Annotated in this window: 22 protein-coding genes and 1 pseudogene; 11 read left to right on the top strand and 12 right to left on the bottom strand. The window is 52.9% G+C overall.

Features of this window, described 5'->3' with window-relative positions; genetic code table 11:
- Window positions 1-188: 188 nt before the first annotated feature.
- The 3 genes and pseudogenes from ACX1CU_RS15765 to ACX1CU_RS15775 all read right to left on the bottom strand — a co-directional run.
- Window positions 189-272: pseudogene (locus ACX1CU_RS15765) on the bottom strand (ESPR domain-containing protein); the annotation flags it as partial.
- Window positions 273-854: 582 nt separating this feature from the next.
- Window positions 855-2,447 carry an ABC-F family ATPase gene (locus ACX1CU_RS15770; protein WP_459399214.1) on the bottom strand — a complete coding sequence of 531 codons (1,593 nt, stop codon included), beginning with the start codon at window positions 2,445-2,447 and terminating at the stop codon, window positions 855-857.
- A 151-nt stretch (window positions 2,448-2,598) separates the two neighbouring features.
- Complete coding sequence (locus ACX1CU_RS15775; RefSeq protein ID WP_459399215.1) at window positions 2,599-2,829, bottom strand: tautomerase family protein; 231 nt, start codon at window positions 2,827-2,829, stop codon at window positions 2,599-2,601.
- Between the two features lie 63 nt (window positions 2,830-2,892).
- Here ACX1CU_RS15775 and ACX1CU_RS15780 point away from each other — a divergent pair, with 63 nt between their 5' ends.
- Window positions 2,893-3,375 (top strand): winged helix-turn-helix transcriptional regulator, encoded by a 483-nt coding sequence (locus ACX1CU_RS15780; protein ID WP_459399216.1) that lies wholly within the window; start codon window positions 2,893-2,895, stop codon window positions 3,373-3,375.
- Window positions 3,376-3,433: 58 nt separating this feature from the next.
- On the opposite strand, the gene ACX1CU_RS15785 is transcribed toward ACX1CU_RS15780, so the two are convergent.
- Complete coding sequence (locus tag ACX1CU_RS15785) at window positions 3,434-3,781, bottom strand: antibiotic biosynthesis monooxygenase family protein (RefSeq protein ID WP_459399217.1); 348 nt, start codon at window positions 3,779-3,781, stop codon at window positions 3,434-3,436.
- A complete protein-coding gene (locus ACX1CU_RS15790; RefSeq protein WP_459399218.1) occupies window positions 3,781-4,737 on the bottom strand; it encodes a cytochrome P450 in 957 nt (318 codons plus the stop codon). The genes ACX1CU_RS15785 and ACX1CU_RS15790 overlap by 1 nt, the downstream gene beginning before the upstream one ends.
- 79 nt (window positions 4,738-4,816) lie before the next feature.
- Between ACX1CU_RS15790 and ACX1CU_RS15795 the strand changes: the two genes are divergently transcribed.
- From ACX1CU_RS15795 to ACX1CU_RS15805, 3 genes are all read left to right on the top strand, one after another.
- Window positions 4,817-5,500: an ArsR/SmtB family transcription factor gene (locus tag ACX1CU_RS15795; RefSeq protein WP_459399219.1), complete on the top strand. Its 684-nt coding sequence runs from the start codon at window positions 4,817-4,819 to the stop codon at window positions 5,498-5,500.
- Window positions 5,501-5,576: 76 nt separating this feature from the next.
- Window positions 5,577-6,284, top strand: a complete 708-nt coding sequence (locus ACX1CU_RS15800) for a glutathione S-transferase N-terminal domain-containing protein (RefSeq protein WP_459399220.1) — start codon at window positions 5,577-5,579, stop codon at window positions 6,282-6,284.
- Between the two features lie 252 nt (window positions 6,285-6,536).
- Complete coding sequence (locus ACX1CU_RS15805; RefSeq protein ID WP_459399221.1) at window positions 6,537-6,995, top strand: helix-turn-helix domain-containing protein; 459 nt, start codon at window positions 6,537-6,539, stop codon at window positions 6,993-6,995.
- A gap of 70 nt (window positions 6,996-7,065) precedes the next feature.
- Here ACX1CU_RS15805 and ACX1CU_RS15810 read toward each other — a convergent pair whose 3' ends face one another.
- From ACX1CU_RS15810 to ACX1CU_RS15825, 4 genes are all read right to left on the bottom strand, one after another.
- Window positions 7,066-7,314, bottom strand: coding sequence for a YdgH/BhsA/McbA-like domain containing protein (locus tag ACX1CU_RS15810; protein WP_459399222.1), 249 nt, complete (start codon window positions 7,312-7,314; stop codon window positions 7,066-7,068).
- Window positions 7,315-7,375: 61 nt separating this feature from the next.
- A complete protein-coding gene (locus tag ACX1CU_RS15815) occupies window positions 7,376-7,666 on the bottom strand; it encodes a pentapeptide MXKDX repeat protein (protein ID WP_459399223.1) in 291 nt (96 codons plus the stop codon).
- Between the two features lie 61 nt (window positions 7,667-7,727).
- Window positions 7,728-8,516: a molybdopterin-dependent oxidoreductase gene (locus tag ACX1CU_RS15820; RefSeq protein ID WP_459399224.1), complete on the bottom strand. Its 789-nt coding sequence runs from the start codon at window positions 8,514-8,516 to the stop codon at window positions 7,728-7,730.
- 10 nt (window positions 8,517-8,526) lie between these two features.
- On the bottom strand, window positions 8,527-9,138 hold the full coding sequence (locus ACX1CU_RS15825; RefSeq protein ID WP_459399225.1) for a cytochrome b/b6 domain-containing protein: 612 nt from the start codon (window positions 9,136-9,138) through the stop codon (window positions 8,527-8,529).
- A gap of 149 nt (window positions 9,139-9,287) precedes the next feature.
- Here ACX1CU_RS15825 and ACX1CU_RS15830 point away from each other — a divergent pair, with 149 nt between their 5' ends.
- Both ACX1CU_RS15830 and ACX1CU_RS15835 read left to right on the top strand, forming a co-directional pair.
- Window positions 9,288-10,001 carry a response regulator transcription factor gene (locus ACX1CU_RS15830; RefSeq protein WP_459399226.1) on the top strand — a complete coding sequence of 238 codons (714 nt, stop codon included), beginning with the start codon at window positions 9,288-9,290 and terminating at the stop codon, window positions 9,999-10,001.
- Window positions 10,002-10,004: 3 nt separating this feature from the next.
- Complete coding sequence (locus tag ACX1CU_RS15835) at window positions 10,005-11,471, top strand: HAMP domain-containing sensor histidine kinase (RefSeq protein ID WP_459399227.1); 1,467 nt, start codon at window positions 10,005-10,007, stop codon at window positions 11,469-11,471.
- 180 nt (window positions 11,472-11,651) lie between these two features.
- Here the strand turns inward: ACX1CU_RS15835 and ACX1CU_RS15840 are convergent, their stop codons facing one another.
- The 3 genes from ACX1CU_RS15840 to ygbI form a co-directional block, all read right to left on the bottom strand.
- Window positions 11,652-12,272, bottom strand: coding sequence for a helix-turn-helix transcriptional regulator (locus ACX1CU_RS15840; RefSeq protein ID WP_459399228.1), 621 nt, complete (start codon window positions 12,270-12,272; stop codon window positions 11,652-11,654).
- Between the two features lie 189 nt (window positions 12,273-12,461).
- A complete protein-coding gene (locus tag ACX1CU_RS15845) occupies window positions 12,462-13,271 on the bottom strand; it encodes a winged helix-turn-helix domain-containing protein (protein ID WP_459402834.1) in 810 nt (269 codons plus the stop codon).
- Between the two features lie 535 nt (window positions 13,272-13,806).
- Window positions 13,807-14,571, bottom strand: a complete 765-nt coding sequence (gene ygbI, locus ACX1CU_RS15850; RefSeq protein WP_459399229.1) for a DNA-binding transcriptional repressor YgbI — start codon at window positions 14,569-14,571, stop codon at window positions 13,807-13,809.
- Between the two features lie 261 nt (window positions 14,572-14,832).
- Here ygbI and ltnD point away from each other — a divergent pair, with 261 nt between their 5' ends.
- From ltnD to ACX1CU_RS15875, 5 genes are all read left to right on the top strand, one after another.
- Window positions 14,833-15,747, top strand: a complete 915-nt coding sequence (ltnD, locus tag ACX1CU_RS15855) for an L-threonate dehydrogenase (protein ID WP_459399230.1) — start codon at window positions 14,833-14,835, stop codon at window positions 15,745-15,747.
- On the top strand, window positions 15,747-17,009 hold the full coding sequence (gene otnK / locus ACX1CU_RS15860) for a 3-oxo-tetronate kinase (RefSeq protein ID WP_459399231.1): 1,263 nt from the start codon (window positions 15,747-15,749) through the stop codon (window positions 17,007-17,009). Before ltnD ends, otnK begins: the two co-directional genes overlap by 1 nt.
- A complete protein-coding gene (otnC, locus tag ACX1CU_RS15865) occupies window positions 17,006-17,656 on the top strand; it encodes a 3-oxo-tetronate 4-phosphate decarboxylase (RefSeq protein ID WP_459399232.1) in 651 nt (216 codons plus the stop codon). The genes otnK and otnC overlap by 4 nt, the downstream gene beginning before the upstream one ends.
- A 3-nt stretch (window positions 17,657-17,659) precedes the next feature.
- Window positions 17,660-18,436 (top strand): HPr family phosphocarrier protein, encoded by a 777-nt coding sequence (locus tag ACX1CU_RS15870; protein WP_459399233.1) that lies wholly within the window; start codon window positions 17,660-17,662, stop codon window positions 18,434-18,436.
- 108 nt (window positions 18,437-18,544) lie between these two features.
- On the top strand, window positions 18,545-19,915 hold the full coding sequence (locus tag ACX1CU_RS15875) for a GntP family transporter (RefSeq protein WP_459399234.1): 1,371 nt from the start codon (window positions 18,545-18,547) through the stop codon (window positions 19,913-19,915).
- Window positions 19,916-19,948 lie beyond the last annotated feature (33 nt).

Raw genomic sequence — 19,948 nt, forward strand, 5'->3', positions numbered from 1 at the left:
GATAATGCAGCAGAAAGCTGTGCCTGGGTTGTGACAGTGGTTTCAAGCGCGTAGGTTGAACTGATGCTAAATAAAGCAAAGCCACTTAGAAATAAAGCAATTAGACTTTTTCTTAAGTTTAGGGGGAGATTGTCTTTATTAACAATAGGAAAGTCACTATCGGTGATTAAACTATAGCTGCTCTTATTTTTTGATCTCCCTTTTGCCAATTCACTCACAACAACCCATACATTCAAAGCGTTATTCCAAATGACTTTATAGATTGTATTCATTGGTAATAGCTCCAATTTATTTATAGATGCTGCCCGATGCTGGCTACGTTCGAAAATGAAGTAGTTCTCATTAGTAATCAATGAAAAATCAGTAGGCTATATTCTTCGTTTCCCCTCGTTGAACTTCATAATGAGTCCATATGCCAAGGTTAACGAATGGAGTGAACTTAAGTTGTACCTACAATTAATTGACTATAGTGTGATTTTTGGACAAATGCCTTGCTCTTGCAAAGATAATCATAGGGGCATTGAGTATCCTCCCGTGAACAAAAGTGAGTTCCTGGATTGAGCATCGTAATGTCAGGAGAAAGAAGTATTCAACGCTCGTTGCAAGTTTGAATCACTCTCATCCCCAGCGAAAGGAAAGATTTGGTGGACACCTCTCCCATAGAGCTGCCCCTTATGTACAACGCTTTATTATTTTGTTTTATAAGTGGATTATTTTGTACTCAGTCTAGGGCTGACACAAAATACTCCCTTTAAAATCAGATGGCTATATTTCTCAGATCACGGCCTTTAGGCCGCAATCTGAGATACGTATAAGAGACAACCCGTAGAGAGGGTTAGGGTGAAGGGAAAAGCTTAAGCGATACCCTGGCTACGCAGATAGTCTTCGTAGTTGCCGGTAAAGTCGATCACCTTGTTCGGGGTCATTTCCAGAATACGGGTGGCCAATGAACTGACAAACTCGCGGTCATGGGATACAAAGATCAATGTACCTTCGTACATTTCCAGCGCCATATTCAGCGACTCGATGGATTCCATATCCATGTGGTTGGTTGGTTCATCCATCACCAGAATGTTCGGGCGCTGCATCATCAACTTACCAAAGAGCATACGGCCCTTCTCACCACCCGACAGCACTTTCACGCGCTTCTTGATGTCGTCCTGGCTAAACAGTAAACGGCCCAGCACGCTGCGTACCGCCTGCTCGTCGTCTTTTTCCTGCTTCCACTGGCTCATCCAGTCGAACACGGTCAAGGTATCATCGAACTCGTATTCATGATCCTGCGCGTAGTAACCGATCCTGGCGTTTTCTGACCATTTCACGGTGCCGTTATCCGGCTCTACGTCCCCAACCAGGGTTTTCAGCAAGGTGGATTTACCGATGCCGTTAGGGCCCAGGATCGCGACCTTCTCACCCACTTCAATCATCAGGTCAAGCTTGCTGAACAGCGGGCCGTTGTCGAAACCTTTGCTCAACGCTTCCACTTCCAGCGCGTTACGGAACAGTTTCTTATCCTGCTCGAAGCGGATAAACGGGTTCTGACGGCTGGAAGCTTTCACCTCTTCCAACTGAATCTTGTCGATCTGGCGGGCACGGGAAGTTGCCTGCTTGGATTTGGAGGCGTTGGCGCTGAAGCGGCTAACGAATGACTGCAATTCGTTAATCTGTGCCTTCTTCTTGGCGTTATCTGACATCAAACGCTCACGCGCCTGAGTGGCCGCCGTCATATATTCGTCGTAGTTGCCTGGGTATACACGCAGTTCGCCGTAGTCCAGATCCGCCATGTGGGTACACACCATGTTCAGGAAGTGACGGTCGTGCGAAATGATAATCATGGTGCTGTTACGCTCGTTCAGCACCTGCTCCAGCCAGCGAATGGTATCGATGTCCAGGTTGTTGGTAGGCTCGTCGAGCAGCAGAATTTCTGGATTAGAGAACAGCGCCTGCGCCAACAGCACACGCAGCTTAAAACCTGGGGCGATTTCGCTCATCGGGCCGTAATGTTGCTCTACCGGAATACCTACGCCGAGCAGCAGTTCACCCGCACGGGCTTCAGCGGTGTAACCGTCCATCTCACCGTAGGCGACTTCCAGATCGGCCACTTTATAGCCGTCTTCTTCGCTCATTTCCGCCAAGGCGTAAATGCGATCGCGCTCTTCTTTTACCGCCCACAGCTCGGTATGGCCCATGATCACGGTATCCAGCACGCTGAACTCTTCGAACGCGAACTGATCCTGACGCAATTTACCCAGGCGTTCGTTCGGATCGAGGAACACGTTACCGGCGCTTGGCACCAAATCGCCGCCGAGGATTTTCATAAAGGTGGATTTACCGCAGCCGTTGGCTCCGATCAAACCGTAACGGTTACCGCCGCCAAACTTGACGGAAATGTTTTCAAACAACGGCTTACTGCCAAACTGCATAGTGATGTTGTTAGTGCTTAACACAGCGCTCGCTCTTCATATCATAGGGAATGTGATTTGGCGCGCATTATGCCATAACGAAACGCAGATATCGTGGGGAGTTTTGATGAAGATTTGTTCGGTGAGGAAGCTGCGGAGATAGGCTTCAAGAAATATCTCCGCAATGATCAGTATTTTATTCTCGTGGCGGAAACTTGGCGGCGATCGTCGCGGCGTTGGGTTGCAGCCCACCAAGGCTCCATTGCTCTGGCTCATGTTCATCGATTCTGACCCAAACCGACGCTCTGAAAGCCGGATCGCCCCGCCCTTCAATTTCCACCATCAAATCGGTGATACGCTTGAGCAATTCACTTTTCTGCTCCTCGTTCATAATTCCTTTGATGGTTTGCACATTAACAAAAGGCACGCTAATCTCCTTGCATTGATATAAGTCTGATAATCAGACTCAGAATAAACAAGGTCACCGCCCGTGTCAAAAATGCTCAGGATCCCCCCTCTATCTGTCGAATTATGTGGCTTAGCGCAGGCCGCAGAAATCATCGGCGATCGCTGGACGCTCTTGATCCTGCGTGAAGCCTTTTATGGCGTGACGCGGTTCGAAGATTTGCGCACCGATATTGGCGCATCTAGGCACGCCTTGAGCAGCCGTCTGGCGGCTATGGTCGAAGGGGGCTTATTGAGCAAAAGTGCCTATCAAGAACCGGGAACACGGGAACGCCATGAATATGTGTTAACCGAAAAAGGCCGCAGCTTGGGGCCAATTCTGATGGCGTTGATGGAATGGGGACACAAGAATCTGCTTGGCAATGAGCCCCATGTCATGTTGACAGAAAAAGAAAGCGGCCAGCCACTGCAACAGGTGCTGATCACCCAGCAAGGGAAAATCGTTACGCTGGAACAGGCACAATTGGCACCGATTGTTCAGGCTGACGCGACAAAACCACTTGGCTAACAGCCTGTTTTTAATAATTTTGGGTGAGGGCTATCTTCAGGCTCGCCCCAGACGACATCTACATCTGATGAAAATGCTGGCTATCTGCCGGTGCCTGTTCACGCGGCTCCAGCCCATAATCACGCACCACATCAGCTACCCGCAGCCGATAGTATTCCAGCACGTCGTGCCGCCCGCGCGTCTGCGCCTTACGGTGCTGCTCCAAATTACGCCACTGCTGCACCGCCGCTTCATCGCGCCAGAATGATAACGACAGCAACTTTTGTGGATCGCTCAGGCTCTGAAAGCGCTCGATGGAAATAAATCCGTCGATTTCCGCCAACAGCGGTTTCAGCTCAGCCGCCAGATTGAGATAAGTTTCCCGCTGCCCTTCGGCAGCCTGTAATTCAAAAATAACTACGATCATTATCGTTCCTCAACAGTAAAAAATTCCGGCACATGCGCATTCTGCGAAACACGCCAGCGAAAGTGGGCCAATAATTTTGGCTCAATATTGAGCGCCAATAAATGACGAATACCGCTTAAGGCAATAGATTGCGCCCAATCGGCCCCAGGACACTGATGGCTGCCGCAGCCGAAGGCAAAGCTTTCCTCAGCCGTCTTCAACGGAATCAGCACCACCTGCCCAACCGTCAACCGCTTACCAGCCAGTTCGGTATCGCGCAACGCAAAACGGCGGGTGGTATGAATCGGCGGCGTTTCCTGTAGCACGGCAGCGAGGCCATCTTCCGCTGCCACATCCCGTTCCTGCATCAATAACAGCGTTTGCCCCAATAATCCGGCGGTGCCCTCACAGGCCTGGAAAAACAGCCCGATGGCATTGGCGATCGCCACCGAACGATCGCCAATGTGTTGGCACAAGCGGGTGAATAATGGGCCATCGGCAGCCTGCATCCATTCATGCAGTTTTCCGGCGGCAACGGCACCGCACGCCATCTGCTGCTCACTGCCGCAAGGAGCAATGCAGCGCACAAAATCCAATACGCTATCCACCAGCGCACTACGTTCCTGATAGGCAACGCCCAGCATCTGCGCCAATACGCCAATCGGTAAGGCGTAATTGAAGCGCGTTAGCTGTTCGGCTGTTAGCACGCCAGGGGCCAATTGTTGCGCCACCCGAGTTGCTATTTGGCGGATCTCATTATCACTGAACGAGGTTAAAACCGTACTGATTGCGGTTTTCAACTCGCGATGTCCGGCATCGTCACGCATACGTACCAATGCGGTAAACACTGGTTGCGCTGGGGTGTTAAGCAGCACCATCGGCACGGGTTCATGTGGTGGGCGCACGCCAAGATCGACATGGGTCAAGGCTTCACGTACCGCTTGCTGCGTTGTAACGGCAAAGGGGCAGACCGTCATGGGATATTCCTTCAGGTTAAACGGAGGAATTGGCATTGTGGCGTTAGACGAACGATAACACTTCGCTTATGCTCGAAATATGAATGACACCGATATTGAAGATCGCCTCGCGGCGTTGACCGCCGCCATCGCGGACCGTACCAGAGCACGCATGCTGTGCCTGCTGATGGATGGCCGCGCCTATACTGCCACCGAGTTGAGTGCTGCGGTGGATGTGGCCGCCTCAACCGCCAGCAACCATCTGGCACGCCTGCTGGAACAACGCCTGATCGCCTGCGTGAAGCAAGGGCGCCACCGTTTTTACCGCTTGGCCGGTCAACCGGTGGCCGACGTGCTGGAAACCCTGATGGCGCTGGCTGGCGTTGAACGGCCAGTGGTGAAAAGCACCACGCCGAGCTCATTACGCTTTGCCCGCACCTGCTACGACCATATGGCGGGCGAAGTCGCCGTTCTGTTACATAACCGCCTGTTTGAGCTGGCATGGCTGAGCGGTGACGGCGACTATCAGCTCAGCAATCAGGGGCAAACCGCGTTGGCGCAGTTGGGCATCGACTGTTCCCCTATGCTCTCTCGGCGGCGTTTTGCCTGCGGTTGCCTGGACTGGAGCGAACGCAAAGCCCACATTGGCGGCGCACTCGGTGCCGCGCTGCTGGCTGGGTTCGAAAAACGTGGCTGGATCCAGCGCCAGCTTGACAGCAGAGCGCTGCAACTCACCGCAGCGGGTAAAAAGGCGCTGATCGCACATTTTGGCATATCCGTTTAACCCGATAACAGGCTAGGTTTACTGCCTCATCCATTGAATATCCTGTTTGCAAACCTATAAAATCTGAGGAATGACCATGTTTGATCAAGCCCAATTCCCCATTACTCAACTCTGGCCTGCTAAGCATCCTGAACGATTACAGCTCTACTCGCTGCCAACGCCAAACGGGGTGAAAGTCTCCATCATGCTGGAGGAGATCGGTTTGCCTTATGAAGCGCATCTGGTTGATATCGGTAAAAACGAAACCTGGACGCCAGAATTCCTGTCGCTGAACCCGAACGGTAAAATCCCGGCAATCATCGATCCCGATGGCCCCGGTGGCAAACCGTTCGAACTGTTCGAATCTGGCGCGATCCTGCTGTATCTGGCAGAGAAAAGCGGCCAGTTCTTGCCGCAAGATGCTGCGTTGCGTTATGAAACTATCCAGTGGGTATTCTTCCAAATGGCGGCAGTTGGCCCAATGTTCGGCCAGCTTGGCTTTTTCCACAAATTCGCCGGGCGCGAATATGAAGACAAACGGCCGTTGGAACGCTATCAGAAAGAGTCCAAGCGCCTGCTCGGCGTGCTGGAAAGCCGGCTGGCTGGGCGCGATTGGATCATGGGTGCCGATTACACCATTGCCGATATTTCGCTACTTGGCTGGGTACGCAACCTGATTGGTTTCTATGACGCACGGGAACTGGTGGAGTTCGACAGTTTCCCACTGGTAGGCCAATGGCTGGAGCGTGGCTTAGCCCGGCCAGCAGTGCAACGTGGGGTGAATATTCCCGCTCGTGAAGCATAACTGCATTCAGGGATAGCCAGACAAGCTATCCCTTCTCACTGATATTCTTGGACTACCTTCTGCAAGATCTGCTGTCACTGATACCCTGCTAAATTTATCCCCTGCTCCCAGTAGAGCATTTTTCGCCACGTGGAATTCCCCAGTTAGTACTTGCGTCACCTGTCACGCAGGCCTATTATCAAAGAATAAACTTGGATTATTAATCTTATTTTACTGTGACCTGAATGTCGTACCTGCGGGAGGATTTATACAATGGATCGCGCCAATATCATTCACGACTTGATGGACTGGATAGAAACTCATCTGGATCAACCGCTGCTGCTGGACAACGTGGCAGCAAAATCGGGCTACTCCAAATGGCACTTGCAACGCATGTTCCGCAGTACCACCGGCCATGCGCTGGGTAGTTACATCCGCGAGCGCCGTCTTTCGCAGGCAGCGCAGGTTCTACGCGCCACCCCTCGCTCGATTCTGGACATCGCCCTGCAATTCCATTTTGATTCCCAGCCTTCATTTTCGCGGGCATTTAAAAAGCAGTTTGGCGCAACTCCGGCGGTCTATCGCCGCACACCAGCGCAAAGTATGACAGAACCATCGCCACAGAGCAGCGCACAGCAGCCCAATTATCACAACGAATCAGCCAGCCTGCATCTGTTGTACAACGGTAAGTGTACCGACGGTAAATGCACCCAGTGGATGGGGCAGCGCTGATAGCAAAAGGGACGCAGTCAGACTCCGTCCCTTTACCTTAATATGCCAGCATTTGAAGGCATAACTCTCCCTATTTATACAGTTCCGCCGTGCCGTAGACGTGATTATTCACCGTAGCCGACGTAATGCGGTAAGCACTGGCCCCTTTTTGTTGGGCCTCAGCGGCAATCATCTGCTCAAAACCACTCAACGTGCTTGCCTGGCTGGAAACCACGCCGATTTTTTGTAACTTCTGTGCCTCGGCGGTGGTCACCGGGGTAGCGGCCAGAGCGGTACTGCCAATACAGGCCAGAACCACGGCCAGAATGATGTTTTTCATAGTAAACCTCTCGATAACTGGAAATGACCGGCGACATCAGCCGCCGGATATTGGCCAATATTTACTGGCTCATCGCATCTTTCTTCATTTCATCTTTCTTCATGGCATCCTTGCCCATGTGGTCTTTTTTCATTTCATCTTTCTGCATGGCATCCTTGGCCATATGGTCTTTCTTCATGTGCTCTTTTTTCATACTGTCCTTAGCCATACTGCCTTTGGCCATGCCGTCGTGGGACATTTGGCTCATCTCATCTTTCTTCATCCCGTCATGGCTCATGCCGTCTGCCGCATAAGCACCAGAGACACCCAACATCAACGCGCTGCACATCATCACGGCGAATAACTTTTTCATAATATTTCCTTCGGTTATTTAGAAAGCACTTTGCAGTGCATGGAGTTATTTGGGGCAGCGCTTAACTGCCACCAAACCAGTTGTAACCTTGATCTTCCCAGTAGCCCCCAGTGAAGCGATTGGTAACCTCGATCGCTTGAATATGTTTCGGATTTTTGTAACCTAACTTGGTAGGCATACGCAGCTTCATCGGATAACCGTATTTACGCGGCAGGATCTGCCCGTCATAGGTCAACGCCAGAATGGTCTGCGGATGCAACGCAGTGGCCATATCGATGCTGGTGTAATAGTCGTCAGCGCATTTAAAACTGACATATTTAGCATTGAGATCGGCACCAATCGCTTGCAGGAAGGCGGTAAAAGGCACCCCGCCCCATTTGCCGATGGCACTCCAGCCTTCAACGCAGATATGGCGCGTTACCTGGCTGATTTGCGTCATCTTGTGCAACTGCGGCAGCGTCCAGGGCTGTTTGTGCAGCACCAGGCCAGCCACTTCCAACTGGTAGTCGTCACCATCGATCTCTGGAGCTTCATCCTCGGCATAAAACGCGTTGAATGGGAATGGCCGGGTGATCATCGATTCCGGGTAGACCGGTGCCAGATGCTCGGCATTAAACAGCCAGCCCTGAACCCGATCGTTAAAGCGTGAAATCCGGCTCAACGCCTGTTCCACGTGAGTGTTATCACTCAGATCGCACCCGGTAAGCATTGCGACGCCCCCTAGCGTCAGCCCATTGCGCAGAAAACGACGGCGGGATGAGGACTCAAGCTGGCGTGCCAGCAGGCGCTGCGCTTCTTTAACCAACTCATGGCCTTCTTGCAGGCTCATCGGCTGTTTTTCTGTTTTCATTACGAATTCCTTAGCGCCCACGCAGCATGGCAAGCAGAGTACGGGGCACCAAGGCCACCATCACCAGATGGATCACCACAAACCCCACCAGCGCCGACATGGCAAAGAAGTGGATATAACGAGCCATCTCATAACCCCCCAGCAGCACGCGCAGCAGCGGAAATTGCACCGACTTCCATATCACCAACCCGGAAAGCACGCTCAGGAGGCTCACCACCATCACAAACAGATAGGCCGCACGTTGCACCATGTTGTAATGGCGCAAATCGGTATGCTGTAATTTGCCGCGTAGCGCCGCCCACAGATCGTTAAAAAACTGACGTGGGCTGAGCGGCCAGTACTGGCGTTTAAAACGGCCACTCAACAGGTTAATCAGCAAATAACACAGGCCGTTGAGGCCAAACAGCCACATCCCGGCAAAGTGCCACTGGAGTGCGCCCCCCAACCAGCCGCCCAAGGTCAATTCATTCATAAACCTGAAGTTAAACAGCGGTGAGGCGTTGTAGATCCGCCAACCGCTGGTGACCATAATTAGCATCGCCAACGCATTCAGCCAGTGCGTCAAGCGCAGCCACAGCGGGTGGATGAGGCTGGTTTTCTCTGGCGTGATCGACATATTCATGGTGTCTCTCCTGACAGCGCCTGTTTCGATGAGTTGAGTATTAGCCAGATTTGTTCCCCAAGACCTCACGCAAAGTTAAATAAAATGTGACAACTCTGAAGGCGAGGGTTGTGTAGACTTCGGTAATAGCCAAAAACGCGGTGGAAAGAATGGATAAGGCAAAACGCATTTTGATCGTCGAAGACGACGCCAATATTGCTGAACTGTTGCAGCTGCATCTGCGCGATGAAGGTTATGACATCAGCCACGCCGCCGATGGCAATCTGGGGATGGCGATGCTGGAACAAGGCGGGTGGGACGCCCTGATCCTCGATCTGATGCTGCCGGGGATTGATGGGCTGGAAATCTGCCGCCGCGCGCGCAACATGACGCGCTACACCCCGATCATCATTACCAGCGCGCGCTCCAGCGAAGTGCACCGGGTGCTGGGGCTTGAACTGGGCGCTGACGATTATCTCGCCAAGCCTTTCTCGATGCTGGAACTGGTGGCGCGGGTAAAAGCGCTGTTCCGCCGCCAGGAAGCGATGAGCCGTAACCTGCGCATGGAAGCAGGCACCTTGAGTTTCCACGGGCTGATCATCGATCCTATCGCCCGTGAGGTGCATCTGAACCAGCAAGCGGTAGAACTGACGCCACGCGAATTCGACCTGCTGTACTTTTTCGCCCGCCATCCAGGCAAAGTGTTCTCGCGCCTCAGTTTGCTTAATCAGGTGTGGGGATACCAGCACGAAGGCTACGAACATACCGTCAATACGCATATCAACCGGCTGCGGATCAAAATCGAAAGCAACCCGGCTGAACCCGAGCGCATCCTCACCGTCTGGGGCATGGGCTATAAATTCGCGGCCACGCCGCAAGAGTGAATCATGAAAAATCTCACGCTCACACAACGCCTGACGCTGGTTTTCGCTCTGCTGCTGCTGATCTGCTGTTCGATCTCCGGCGTATTGCAGGTGCGCAGCAGCACCCAATACAGCCAAGCGGTGATTCAACGGCTTTCGGCCAATCTGGCGCTGCATATCGCCACCAGCAATCCACTGCTGAGCCCCAAAGGATGGGACGACAGCTCGGTACATACCCTGTTCGATCGCCTGATGGCGGTCAACCCGAGCGTGGAAGTTTACCTGCTGGATAAAACAGGCAATATCGTTGGTAATGCCGCGCCCGCCGGGCGACTGAAGCGGCAGAAAGTCGATCTGTCTCCTATCCAGGCGCTGCTGAGTGGGGCAAAAATGCCGATTTATGGCGACGACCCGCGTAACTTGAACGCCAACAAAGTGTTCAGTGTTGCCCAGCTGAAGGTCAACGGTGAGATCGAGGGTTACCTGTATGTCGTGCTGCTCGGCGAAGATTACGATGCCTTGGCCAACAGCGCGCAGGTGAACTCCGCACTTTATTCGGCGCTGTGGTCAATGGGGCTGGTGGTGCTGTTTGGGCTGCTGGCGGGGGTTTTTGCCTTCCGCTGGGTTACCCGCCCAATCCGCCACCTGACTCAGCAGGTCAGCAAACTGGACAGCGACGGTATCGCAGCCTTGCAGGCTTACGCCAAAAATACGCCTGAGAGCAGCGGCCGCGACGAAGTCAGCCGGTTGCAGCAAGCGTTTCGCCGCATGGCGCAGCGGATTGCCGAGCAGTGGCAGACACTGTCACAGCAGGATCAGCAACGGCGCGAATTTATCGCCAATATCTCGCACGATCTGCGCACGCCGCTCACTTCGCTGCATGGTTATCTGGAAACGTTATCGGTGAAATCGGCCAGCCTGGCGGAAACCGATCGCCAACGTTATCTGGAGATCGCGCTGGCACAAAGCCGCAAGGTAGGCCGGTTGGCACAGGAGCTGTTCGAACTGGCGCGATTGGAATACGGGGTGGTCAAACCGCAGAAGGAGCCCTTCTCACTCAGTGAGTTGGTACAGGATGTGTTCCAGAAGTTTGAGTTGGCCGCCGAAGCGCGCCAGCAGCAGTTGCGTGCCGATATTCAGCCAGGGATCCCGCTGGTGAATGCCGATCTGAGTATGATGGAGCGGGTACTGACCAACCTGCTGGACAACGCAATCCGGCATACGCCTGAAACCGGTGAAATCACTATCCGCTTATGGACGCAAGGCAATAAGGTGATGGTGCAGGTGAATGACAGCGGGCCGGGGATCCCACAAGAATTACGTGCGGATCTGTTTATCCGCCCGTCAATCCTGAATAACGCCCGCCGCCATGCCGGAGGCTTGGGTTTGATGATTGTAAAACGCATCCTGCAATTGCATGACAGCGATATCACCTTAGTGGAACAAGCGCACGCTGGTGCCTGTTTCCGTTTTTCGGTTCCGGTGTACTGAACACAACGGCGGCAATCGCGATGATTGTCGTCGTGATATATCATTCAAGGTAACGGCGATCGCTCTGTGCCAAGCAGCCCTTATTAAGTAATATTATTAATCAGTCACTGACGTTAATATCGTCATCTTGGTGACAAACAGGGAAATAATATAACAACCAAAGGAGTCGTTACCCGGCATTTATAAAGGATAGTAACGGGTACGGAATACCAGAATAAGACGCATAAAATCCGCCTGATTTAACTGCAACTTGCGCATAATATTAAGCTTATGGGTACTGACAGTTTTGTAGCTGCGCTGGGTGACGTTGGCAATGCGCTGAGGATCGGCACCGCTAATCATCAGAGCCAGAATACGCCATTCGCTGTGCGAAAGTGGCTGTATCGGTTGCCCTAGCAGGCTCTGGATAGACGGGCTGCGATACCCCTGGATATCAATAGCGGTAGACAGACAATCCAGATCATCACGTTTAGACATCAAGGACAAGTGGGGTTCCATTGCCAGAATAGCAAGAATGCCAGTATGCGTAATATCGGTGAATATCACAAAAGCAGCATCAGGCCAGAATACTCTGGATGTTAAAACAAATTGAATAACGTCATACAAGTTTTCAGAATGGCTATAGAGCTCCATGATGACGGTTTGTTTCTCGTTATCACCCAACGCAATCTCTATTTCTTTCAGGTGTTGAAAACTGCAAGTGCGAGTATGCTCAGGATCAATCAGCGTCTGTAATCCTTTTCTCACCCAAGGAGAAGGATCAAAAAAAATGAAATCACCTTCATAAGTAGCTTTATTCATAACAAATTACCATCGAATAACTGTAAGAATATCGGAAAAATGCAAAGCATAGTCCCCTTCAATGCCAAAATATAAAGGGAATTTATTAAGCGCTGCATTGAGATTAATTATTTGATTTTAATAGCGTGTTCTTGCTGGCCTATTCCATTTCCCTTGCAGGTGTTTCATCCTGACACCCGATGATATTGATTACATTAGCGGTGAGTTTTCACTTTCCAACCCGGAGCAAATTTCTACTTTATGTTCGCGAAGAACCTTACAGCGCAGAAAAAACAGCCTGGAGATACCGGATATATACGACTTAACCTGATTACTACGTACCAACAGAAGATACTCATCTGCACTGCACTGCACTTTTTGTAGTTCGGCGTAAGCCAGAACATCATCGCCAAGGCCTGCATCTGCCGAGGTTGACATGAACACCTTACACTCGCCTGCTTTGCCCAAGTAGGTTTCCTCACGGGAGACCGGGCTAAAACCATAGATGGCAATACCGGTAATCACGACAAAAACAAACGCCAGAATGCCCCAACCATAATGAATATGTCTTGCAGACCTTGCAGGTGAAGAACGAGCCGTTGCTGAAGGTGGTTTCGCCTCTGCATGTACCGTGGATTTGGCTAACGGCAAATCATTGTCGTCGATAAACGCCTCATCCTCCTTTTCACAGGCTTCCACCTGTATTTCGTGCCGCAACATAAAGCCCACTTTAGGCACGGTAACAATAACTTCATCATCAATACCTAATGCCTTGATCACTCTACGTAATTTACTGACACACTGATTAAGGTTATTGTTGCTGGAGACCATACCGTAGTCATCCCATACTTTCTTGAATATCACTTCTCGGCTGACAGCATCGCCATGGTGGGCAATCAACAACTGCAACAGACGTTTTGAAGGATTCGAGATAGGTAAGGGCTCTTCGGAGAAATCACACAGGCTCAACGCCCCGCTATCAGCGTCGAAAATAATGCGGTCATTAAATCTATATTTCATTTTATTCACGGGTTTTCACTATAAGAACAGCCTAATCCTGGCATCTGTTGTTAATAAAGCATTAACTAAAGTGTAAAAAAACTAACTTTCGCAAATCCTACTTTATACATTGGTATCAATGTCTTAACACCAAGGAGGACTATCTTGGTTTTTTCCCCCTTCCTTGGAGTAAGAATTTTCTCATAACCCGAACCAAAGGTTATACAAACACGCCGCACATTGATATATTTATATATGAAATAATTAAAAGTTAGATTTTTATATTGTAAATAACAATTTTTAAGCCGAAAACAGATATAAATCATCTGTTTCAGTCAATTTTAATGTAAAAATAGTGATACTTTAAGAAATGAGATCTTTTGCTTCACGAAAGAATGAGCGCAAATAGTGGTTTCAAACAGGACTTATGCTTTGAAATCAATATCGTTTGGTGTTGAGAGCTCTCAAGTGAAAATAAAAAGCTTCGAATTTCCGCTCCAAAAGCATGACTTCATTTCGCAGATCGGTGATAAATATTCTGCTTTGTAAAGACCAGTTAAACATTTGCCGTCAGCAACGAAATATTCGCCTGCATAATCGCTTCCTGTACCGCTTCCGGTAGATTGCCATCGGTGATAATCGCATCAAATACCGTGATCGGCAGCGCCAGATAGGTGGCCACCTTGCCATATTTGGACGTATCGCTCAGCAGAATACAGCGGCGACTGGCTTCAACAATCGCCTTCTTCACCATCACCTTATCCTCACTGGGCGTTGACAGCCCACGCATACTCCACGAAGAAGCCGAGATAAACGCCAGATCGATAAACAGATGACCCAATGCCTGGGCCGCTGCGGCCCCCACACAGGAACGGTTTTCACGGCAGACGGTTCCGCCGGTGTGGATCAGTTTGCATTGGCTGTGCTCAAGCAGATAAGCCGCGATCACAAAGTCGTTGGTCACCACGGTGATATCGTCGCGATCGCCAATCTGCCGGGCCAGGGCCAGCGTGGTGGTACCCGCATCCAGATAGATGCAACTGTTAACCGGGATCTGGCGCGCGGCCAGTTGCCCAATCGCCGCTTTCTGCTGGCTGAACATGCCCTCTTTATCTTGATGCGAAGGTTCTGTGGCCACCCGTTCAGCCGACTGTACGCCACCAGAAACGGTGGTCACAGCGCCTTGTTCTTCCAGTTTTTGTAGATCGCGCCGGATTGTCATATGCGACACCCCCAGCCTTTCGGTCAGTTCGGCGATGCTGACCACGCCGCGCTCAGATACCAGCGCTAAAATTTGTTGGTGGCGTTCAACAGGTATCACGATGTCCTCTCAATAACCGCAGTGATAATAATTGTGATTTTACGTCAATTTTCGTGCAGAGAAAGCAAAGCTTTCCAGGCTGTGAAGCCCATCATAATCACAAAAAACATTTAAAAGCATTATGTTAAGCAAAGTTTCCGCTATAAATGACCTTTTTCTTTATTGTTAATAATTGTGAAGACGATCACCGATAACCGCCGCCATAACGCTTACATTTAACACAACAAAACAAATAATCACTAAAATTAACAGGAGTGCTTTATGACACAGCCAGGAAATTATTCAGTTTGTATCGTCGGCTTAGGCTCCATGGGCATGGGGGCGGCAAAGTCGTGCATTAATGCCGGGCTCACCACTTATGGTGTCGATCTCAACCCACAGGCACTGGCAACTCTGCAACAGGCCGGGGCCAAGCAGGCTACCACCAGCGCGGCAGGGTTTGCGGCTGAACTGGATGCCGTCTTGCTGCTGGTGGTCAATGCGGCGCAGGTGAAGCACATCCTGTTTGGCGACAACGGCTTGGCAGCACAGCTAAAACCCAATACGCCCGTGATGGTGTCTTCCACCATTGCCGCCGCCGATGCCAAAGAGATCGAACAGGGGCTGAAGGCATTTGGCCTCAACATGTTGGACGCCCCGGTTTCCGGCGGCGCGGCCAAGGCCGCAGAAGGCCAGATGACGGTAATGGCATCTGGCAGTGAAGCCACTTTTGCCCAGTTGCAGCCGGTATTAGACGCAGTGGCCGGTAAGGTTTACCGCATCGGCGCAGAGATCGGCCTGGGTGCTACGGTGAAAATCATCCACCAACTGCTGGCCGGGGTGCATATTGCCGCCGGGGCCGAAGCGATGGCGCTGGCGTCACGCGCCGGTATCCCGCTGGACGTGATGTACGATGTGGTTACCAACGCCGCTGGTAACTCCTGGATGTTTGAAAACCGGATGCGCCACGTAGTGGACGGTGACTATACGCCAAAATCCGCCGTGGACATCTTCGTTAAAGACCTCGGGCTGGTGGCCGACACAGCCAAAGCGCTGCACTTCCCGCTGCCGCTGGCCTCCACGGCCTTCAATATGTTCACCTCCGCCAGCAATGCCGGTTATGGCAAAGAAGATGACAGCGCGGTGATCAAGATTTTCTCCGGCATCAACCTGCCAGACAACAAGAGGAACGCCTAATGCTGCTCGGAGTAATTGCCGATGATTTTACCGGAGCGACCGATATCGCCAGCTTCCTAGTAGAAAACGGTTTACCTACCGTCCAACTGAACGGCGTGCCGCAGGACGATGCGCCGGTAGCTGCCCAAGCGGTGGTGATCAGCCTGAAGTCGCGCTCTTGCCCGGTCGATCAGGCGATCGAGCAATCGTTGCAGGCGCTGGCCTGGTTGCAACGCCAAGGCTGCCGCCAGTTCTACTTCAAATACTGTTCCACCTTCGACAGTACCGCGCAGGGCAATATCGGCCCGGTAACCGATGCTTTACTTGAAGCGCTGGGCGAGCAGCAAACGGTGATCTCCCCTGCGCTGCCGGTCAACGGGCGCACGGTGTATCAAGGATATCTGTTCGTGATGGATCAACTGCTGTCTGAATCCGGCATGCGCAACCACCCGGTCACACCAATGACCGACAGCAATCTGTTGCGGCTGATGGAAGCGCAGGCAACCGGGCGCTGTGGGCTGGTCAATGCGGCGGAGATGGATCGCGGTGCCGGTGCGGTAAAAGAAAAACTGCAGCAGTTAGCGCAGCAAGGCGTGCGCTACGCGGTGCTGGACACCCTGAATGAGCAGCATTTGCTCACCCAAGGGGAAGCGCTGAAAACCATGAAGCTGGTGACCGGCGGTTCCGGGCTGGCGATCGGCATTGCCCGCCAATGGGCACAGCCTGGGCAGGAAAAAGCCCAGTCAGCCGGTGCGCCGCAGGGCAAAAAAGCCGTGGTGCTTTCCGGTTCCTGCTCCACCATGACCAACAAACAGGTCGCCCGCTATCGCCAACAGGCTACGGCGCAGGCTATCGACGTGGCGCGCTGCATCAATGCCGCCGATCGCAGCGCCTATGCCGCCGAACTCAGTCGTTGGGTGGAGCAACATGCAGCAGCCGAACTGGCCCCGTTGCTGTACGCCACCGCCGAGCCGGAGCAGTTGCAGCAAACTCAGCAGCAGTATGGTGTTGAAGCAGCTAGCCTGGCAGTGGAAGCGCTGTTTGCCGATGTAGTGACGCGCCTGCGCCAACAGGGATTCAGCCGCTTTATCGTCGCGGGCGGTGAAACCTCCGGCGTCGTCACCCAGGCGCTGGGGATCCGCGGGTTCCATATCGGCCCCTGCATTTCGCCCGGCGTACCTTGGGTACGTGCCATCGAACAACCTGTTTCACTGGCCCTGAAATCGGGCAATTTCGGCGATGAAAACTTTTTCGCCAGAGCACAAATGGAGTTTCCAGTATGACGACCACCGTTGGCCAACCTTCGGTCGCAGAGCAGCATGCCAGAGAAGAAATGGTGCGTTTGGGTGCCTCTTTCTTCCAACGCGGCTACGCCACCGGTTCAGCAGGTAACCTGTCGCTGCTGCTGCCGGATGGCACCCTGCTGGCTACCCCCACCGGCTCTTGCTTAGGGGAGTTGCAGGCTGACAGGCTGTCAAAAGTCAGCCTGAGCGGTGAGTGGATCTCTGGTGATAAGCCTTCGAAAGAGATCAGCTTTCACCGTGCGCTGTATCAGCACAACCCGGCTTGCAAGGCCGTGGTGCATCTGCACTGCACTTACCTTACCGCCCTCTCCTGCCTGCAAGGATTGGATACGGAAAATGCCATCAAGCCCTTTACCCCGTATGTGGTGATGCGCGTCGGCAAAGTGCCGGTAGTGCCTTACTACCGCCCCGGCGATCAACGTTTGGCGGAGGATCTCGCCAAGCTGGCACCGGCGTATAAAGCGTTCCTGCTGGCCAACCATGGGCCGGTCGTCACTGGCGAAAGCCTGCGCGAAGCAGCAAACAATACCGAAGAAATGGAAGATGCGGCGAAGCTGATTTTCACCCTCGGCGACCGCCCAATTCGTTATTTAACCGATGATGAAATTGCCGAATTACGGAGCTGAAAAATGCCAAAATTTGCTGCCAACCTATCGATGATGTTTACCGAACTGCCGTTTCTGGATCGCTTTGCCGCCGCAGCGGCAGCCGGATTCAAAGCGGTAGAATTCCTGTTTCCCTATGAATATCCTGCCGATCTGCTGGCAGAAAAGCTGCGCCAGCATGTGCTTCAGCAAGTGCTGTTCAATACCGCCCCTGGCGATACTGCTGCCGGTGAGTGGGGGCTAGCGGCGCTGCCCGGGCGCGAAGCAGATGCCCGCGCAGATATTGACCGGGCACTGGAGTACGCTATTGCATTGCAATGCCCGTGCGTACACGTGATGGCGGGCGTGGTGCCGCCGGGTGAGGAGAGCGCCCGTTACCGGGAAACCTTCATCAGCAATCTGCGCTATGCCGCCGATAGCTTCGCTCCCCATGGCATCAAGGTGTTGATCGAAGCGCTCAGCCCGCCGGTGAAACCCAACTATCTTTTCTCGAGCCAGCATCAGGCAGCGGATCTGGTTGCTGCGATCGACCGGCCAAACGTGTTTATCCAGTTCGATTTCTTCCATGCGCAATTGGTGGACGGCAACATCAGCAATCTGGTCACCTCGCTGGCCGGGCGCTATGCCCATATCCAGATTGCTTCGGTGCCGGATCGCAATGAACCCGATAGCGGAGAGCTGAATTACCCTTGGCTGTTCGCGCTGCTGGACGAGGTGGGCTATCAGGGTTGGATCGGCTGCGAATATAAACCACGTGGTGAAACCAACGCCGGGCTCGGTTGGGTGAAGCCGTACCTGTAAGGCAGGAACCTCACCAACACCAGTGATTAACAACATAAAAATCAAACGCACCCGTATCGCCTCAGGGCGATCGCGGTGCCGGACTCTTATCAGAATAAAGGCTATACCATGTCTACCTCTATGCTACTGATCATTGCCTTATTAGGTGTCTTGCTGCTCCTGCTGATGGTGATCAAGGCCAAAGTTCAGCCGTTTGTCGCCCTGCTGGTCGTCAGCCTGTTGGTCGCACTGGCCAGCGGCATTCCAACCGGTGAAGTGATGAAAGTGATGACCGCCGGTATGGGCGGCGTGCTGGGTTCGGTAACCATCATTATCGGCCTGGGTGCGATGCTCGGCAGGATGATCGAACACTCTGGCGGTGCCGAATCGCTGGCACAACGCTTCAGTAAAGCGCTGGGGCCAAAACGCACCATCGCCGCGCTGACCATTGCCGCCTTTATCCTTGGCATTCCGGTGTTCTTCGACGTCGGCTTTATTATTCTGGCGCCGATTATCTACGGCTTTGCCAAAGTGGCCAAAGTCTCGCCGCTGAAATTCGGCCTGCCGATGGCTGGCGTAATGCTGACGGTACACGTTGCACTGCCGCCGCACCCCGGCCCAGTGGCGGCGGCAGGGTTGCTGCACGCGGATATCGGTTGGCTGACCATTATTGGCCTGCTGATCTGTATTCCTGTAGGGATTATTGGCTACTTCGCGGCGAAATACCTGAACCGTAAAGCCTATCCGCTTTCCATTGAAGTGCTGGAGCAGTTGCAGTTGGCTGCGCCTGAATCCACATCTGACAGCAAAACACCGCTCAGCGATCGCATCAACCCGCCAAGTGCCGGGCTGATTGCTGCGCTGATCGTCATTCCTATCGCTATCATTATGCTCGGCACCGTTTCAGCCACGCTGCTGGAACCGGGTTCGGCACTGCGTGACGTGCTCTCTTTGATCGGTGCACCGGCCGTGGCCCTGATGATTGCCCTGCTGCTGGCGTTCTACTTCCTGGCAATGCGCCGTGGCTGGAGCCTGCAACACACCAGTGACGTCATGGGCGCTGCGTTGCCTACTGCGGCGGTGGTGATCCTGGTCACCGGTGCCGGTGGCGTGTTCGGTAAAGTGCTGGTGGAATCCGGCGTGGGTAAAGCGTTGGCGGAAGTACTCACCACCATCGGCCTGCCGCTGATCCCGGCGGCGTTTATCATCTCCCTGGCGCTGCGCGCTTCGCAGGGGTCTGCCACCGTGGCGATCCTGACCACCGGCGGGCTGCTTTCCGAAGCGGTTACCGGCCTTAATCAGCTACAGCTGGTGCTGGTCACGCTCGCCACCTGCTTTGGCGGCCTGGGGCTATCCCACGTTAATGACTCTGGTTTCTGGATTGTCACCAAATACCTGGGCCTTTCGGTGGCTGATGGCCTGAAAACCTGGACGGTATTGACCACCCTGCTCGGCCTGAGCGGCTTCGTCTTCACCTGGCTGCTGTGGCTGGCGGTCTAACCACGTGCTGATGATGTGCCAAAACGCTATATG

The sequence above is a fragment of the Serratia sp. D1N4 genome (assembly GCF_054552755.1).

Bases quoted from the DNA above. Each gene is read 5' to 3' on its own strand.
- ACX1CU_RS15785 (WP_459399217.1), bottom strand. From the start codon at position 3,781: ATGATCGTAGTTATTTTTGAATTACAGGCTGCCGAAGGGCAGCGGGAA.
- ACX1CU_RS15790 (WP_459399218.1), bottom strand. From the start codon at position 4,737: ATGACGGTCTGCCCCTTTGCCGTTACAACGCAGCAAGCGGTACGTGAA.
- ACX1CU_RS15795 (WP_459399219.1), top strand. From the start codon at position 4,817: ATGAATGACACCGATATTGAAGATCGCCTCGCGGCGTTGACCGCCGCC.
- ACX1CU_RS15800 (WP_459399220.1), top strand. From the start codon at position 5,577: ATGTTTGATCAAGCCCAATTCCCCATTACTCAACTCTGGCCTGCTAAG.
- ACX1CU_RS15805 (WP_459399221.1), top strand. From the start codon at position 6,537: ATGGATCGCGCCAATATCATTCACGACTTGATGGACTGGATAGAAACT.
- ACX1CU_RS15810 (WP_459399222.1), bottom strand. From the start codon at position 7,314: ATGAAAAACATCATTCTGGCCGTGGTTCTGGCCTGTATTGGCAGTACC.
- ACX1CU_RS15815 (WP_459399223.1), bottom strand. From the start codon at position 7,666: ATGAAAAAGTTATTCGCCGTGATGATGTGCAGCGCGTTGATGTTGGGT.
- ACX1CU_RS15820 (WP_459399224.1), bottom strand. From the start codon at position 8,516: ATGAAAACAGAAAAACAGCCGATGAGCCTGCAAGAAGGCCATGAGTTG.
- ACX1CU_RS15825 (WP_459399225.1), bottom strand. From the start codon at position 9,138: ATGAATATGTCGATCACGCCAGAGAAAACCAGCCTCATCCACCCGCTG.
- ACX1CU_RS15830 (WP_459399226.1), top strand. From the start codon at position 9,288: ATGGATAAGGCAAAACGCATTTTGATCGTCGAAGACGACGCCAATATT.
- ACX1CU_RS15835 (WP_459399227.1), top strand. From the start codon at position 10,005: ATGAAAAATCTCACGCTCACACAACGCCTGACGCTGGTTTTCGCTCTG.
- ACX1CU_RS15840 (WP_459399228.1), bottom strand. From the start codon at position 12,272: ATGAATAAAGCTACTTATGAAGGTGATTTCATTTTTTTTGATCCTTCT.
- ACX1CU_RS15845 (WP_459402834.1), bottom strand. From the start codon at position 13,271: ATGAAATATAGATTTAATGACCGCATTATTTTCGACGCTGATAGCGGG.
- ltnD (WP_459399230.1), top strand. From the start codon at position 14,833: ATGACACAGCCAGGAAATTATTCAGTTTGTATCGTCGGCTTAGGCTCC.
- otnK (WP_459399231.1), top strand. From the start codon at position 15,747: ATGCTGCTCGGAGTAATTGCCGATGATTTTACCGGAGCGACCGATATC.
- otnC (WP_459399232.1), top strand. From the start codon at position 17,006: ATGACGACCACCGTTGGCCAACCTTCGGTCGCAGAGCAGCATGCCAGA.
- ACX1CU_RS15870 (WP_459399233.1), top strand. From the start codon at position 17,660: ATGCCAAAATTTGCTGCCAACCTATCGATGATGTTTACCGAACTGCCG.
- ACX1CU_RS15875 (WP_459399234.1), top strand. From the start codon at position 18,545: ATGTCTACCTCTATGCTACTGATCATTGCCTTATTAGGTGTCTTGCTG.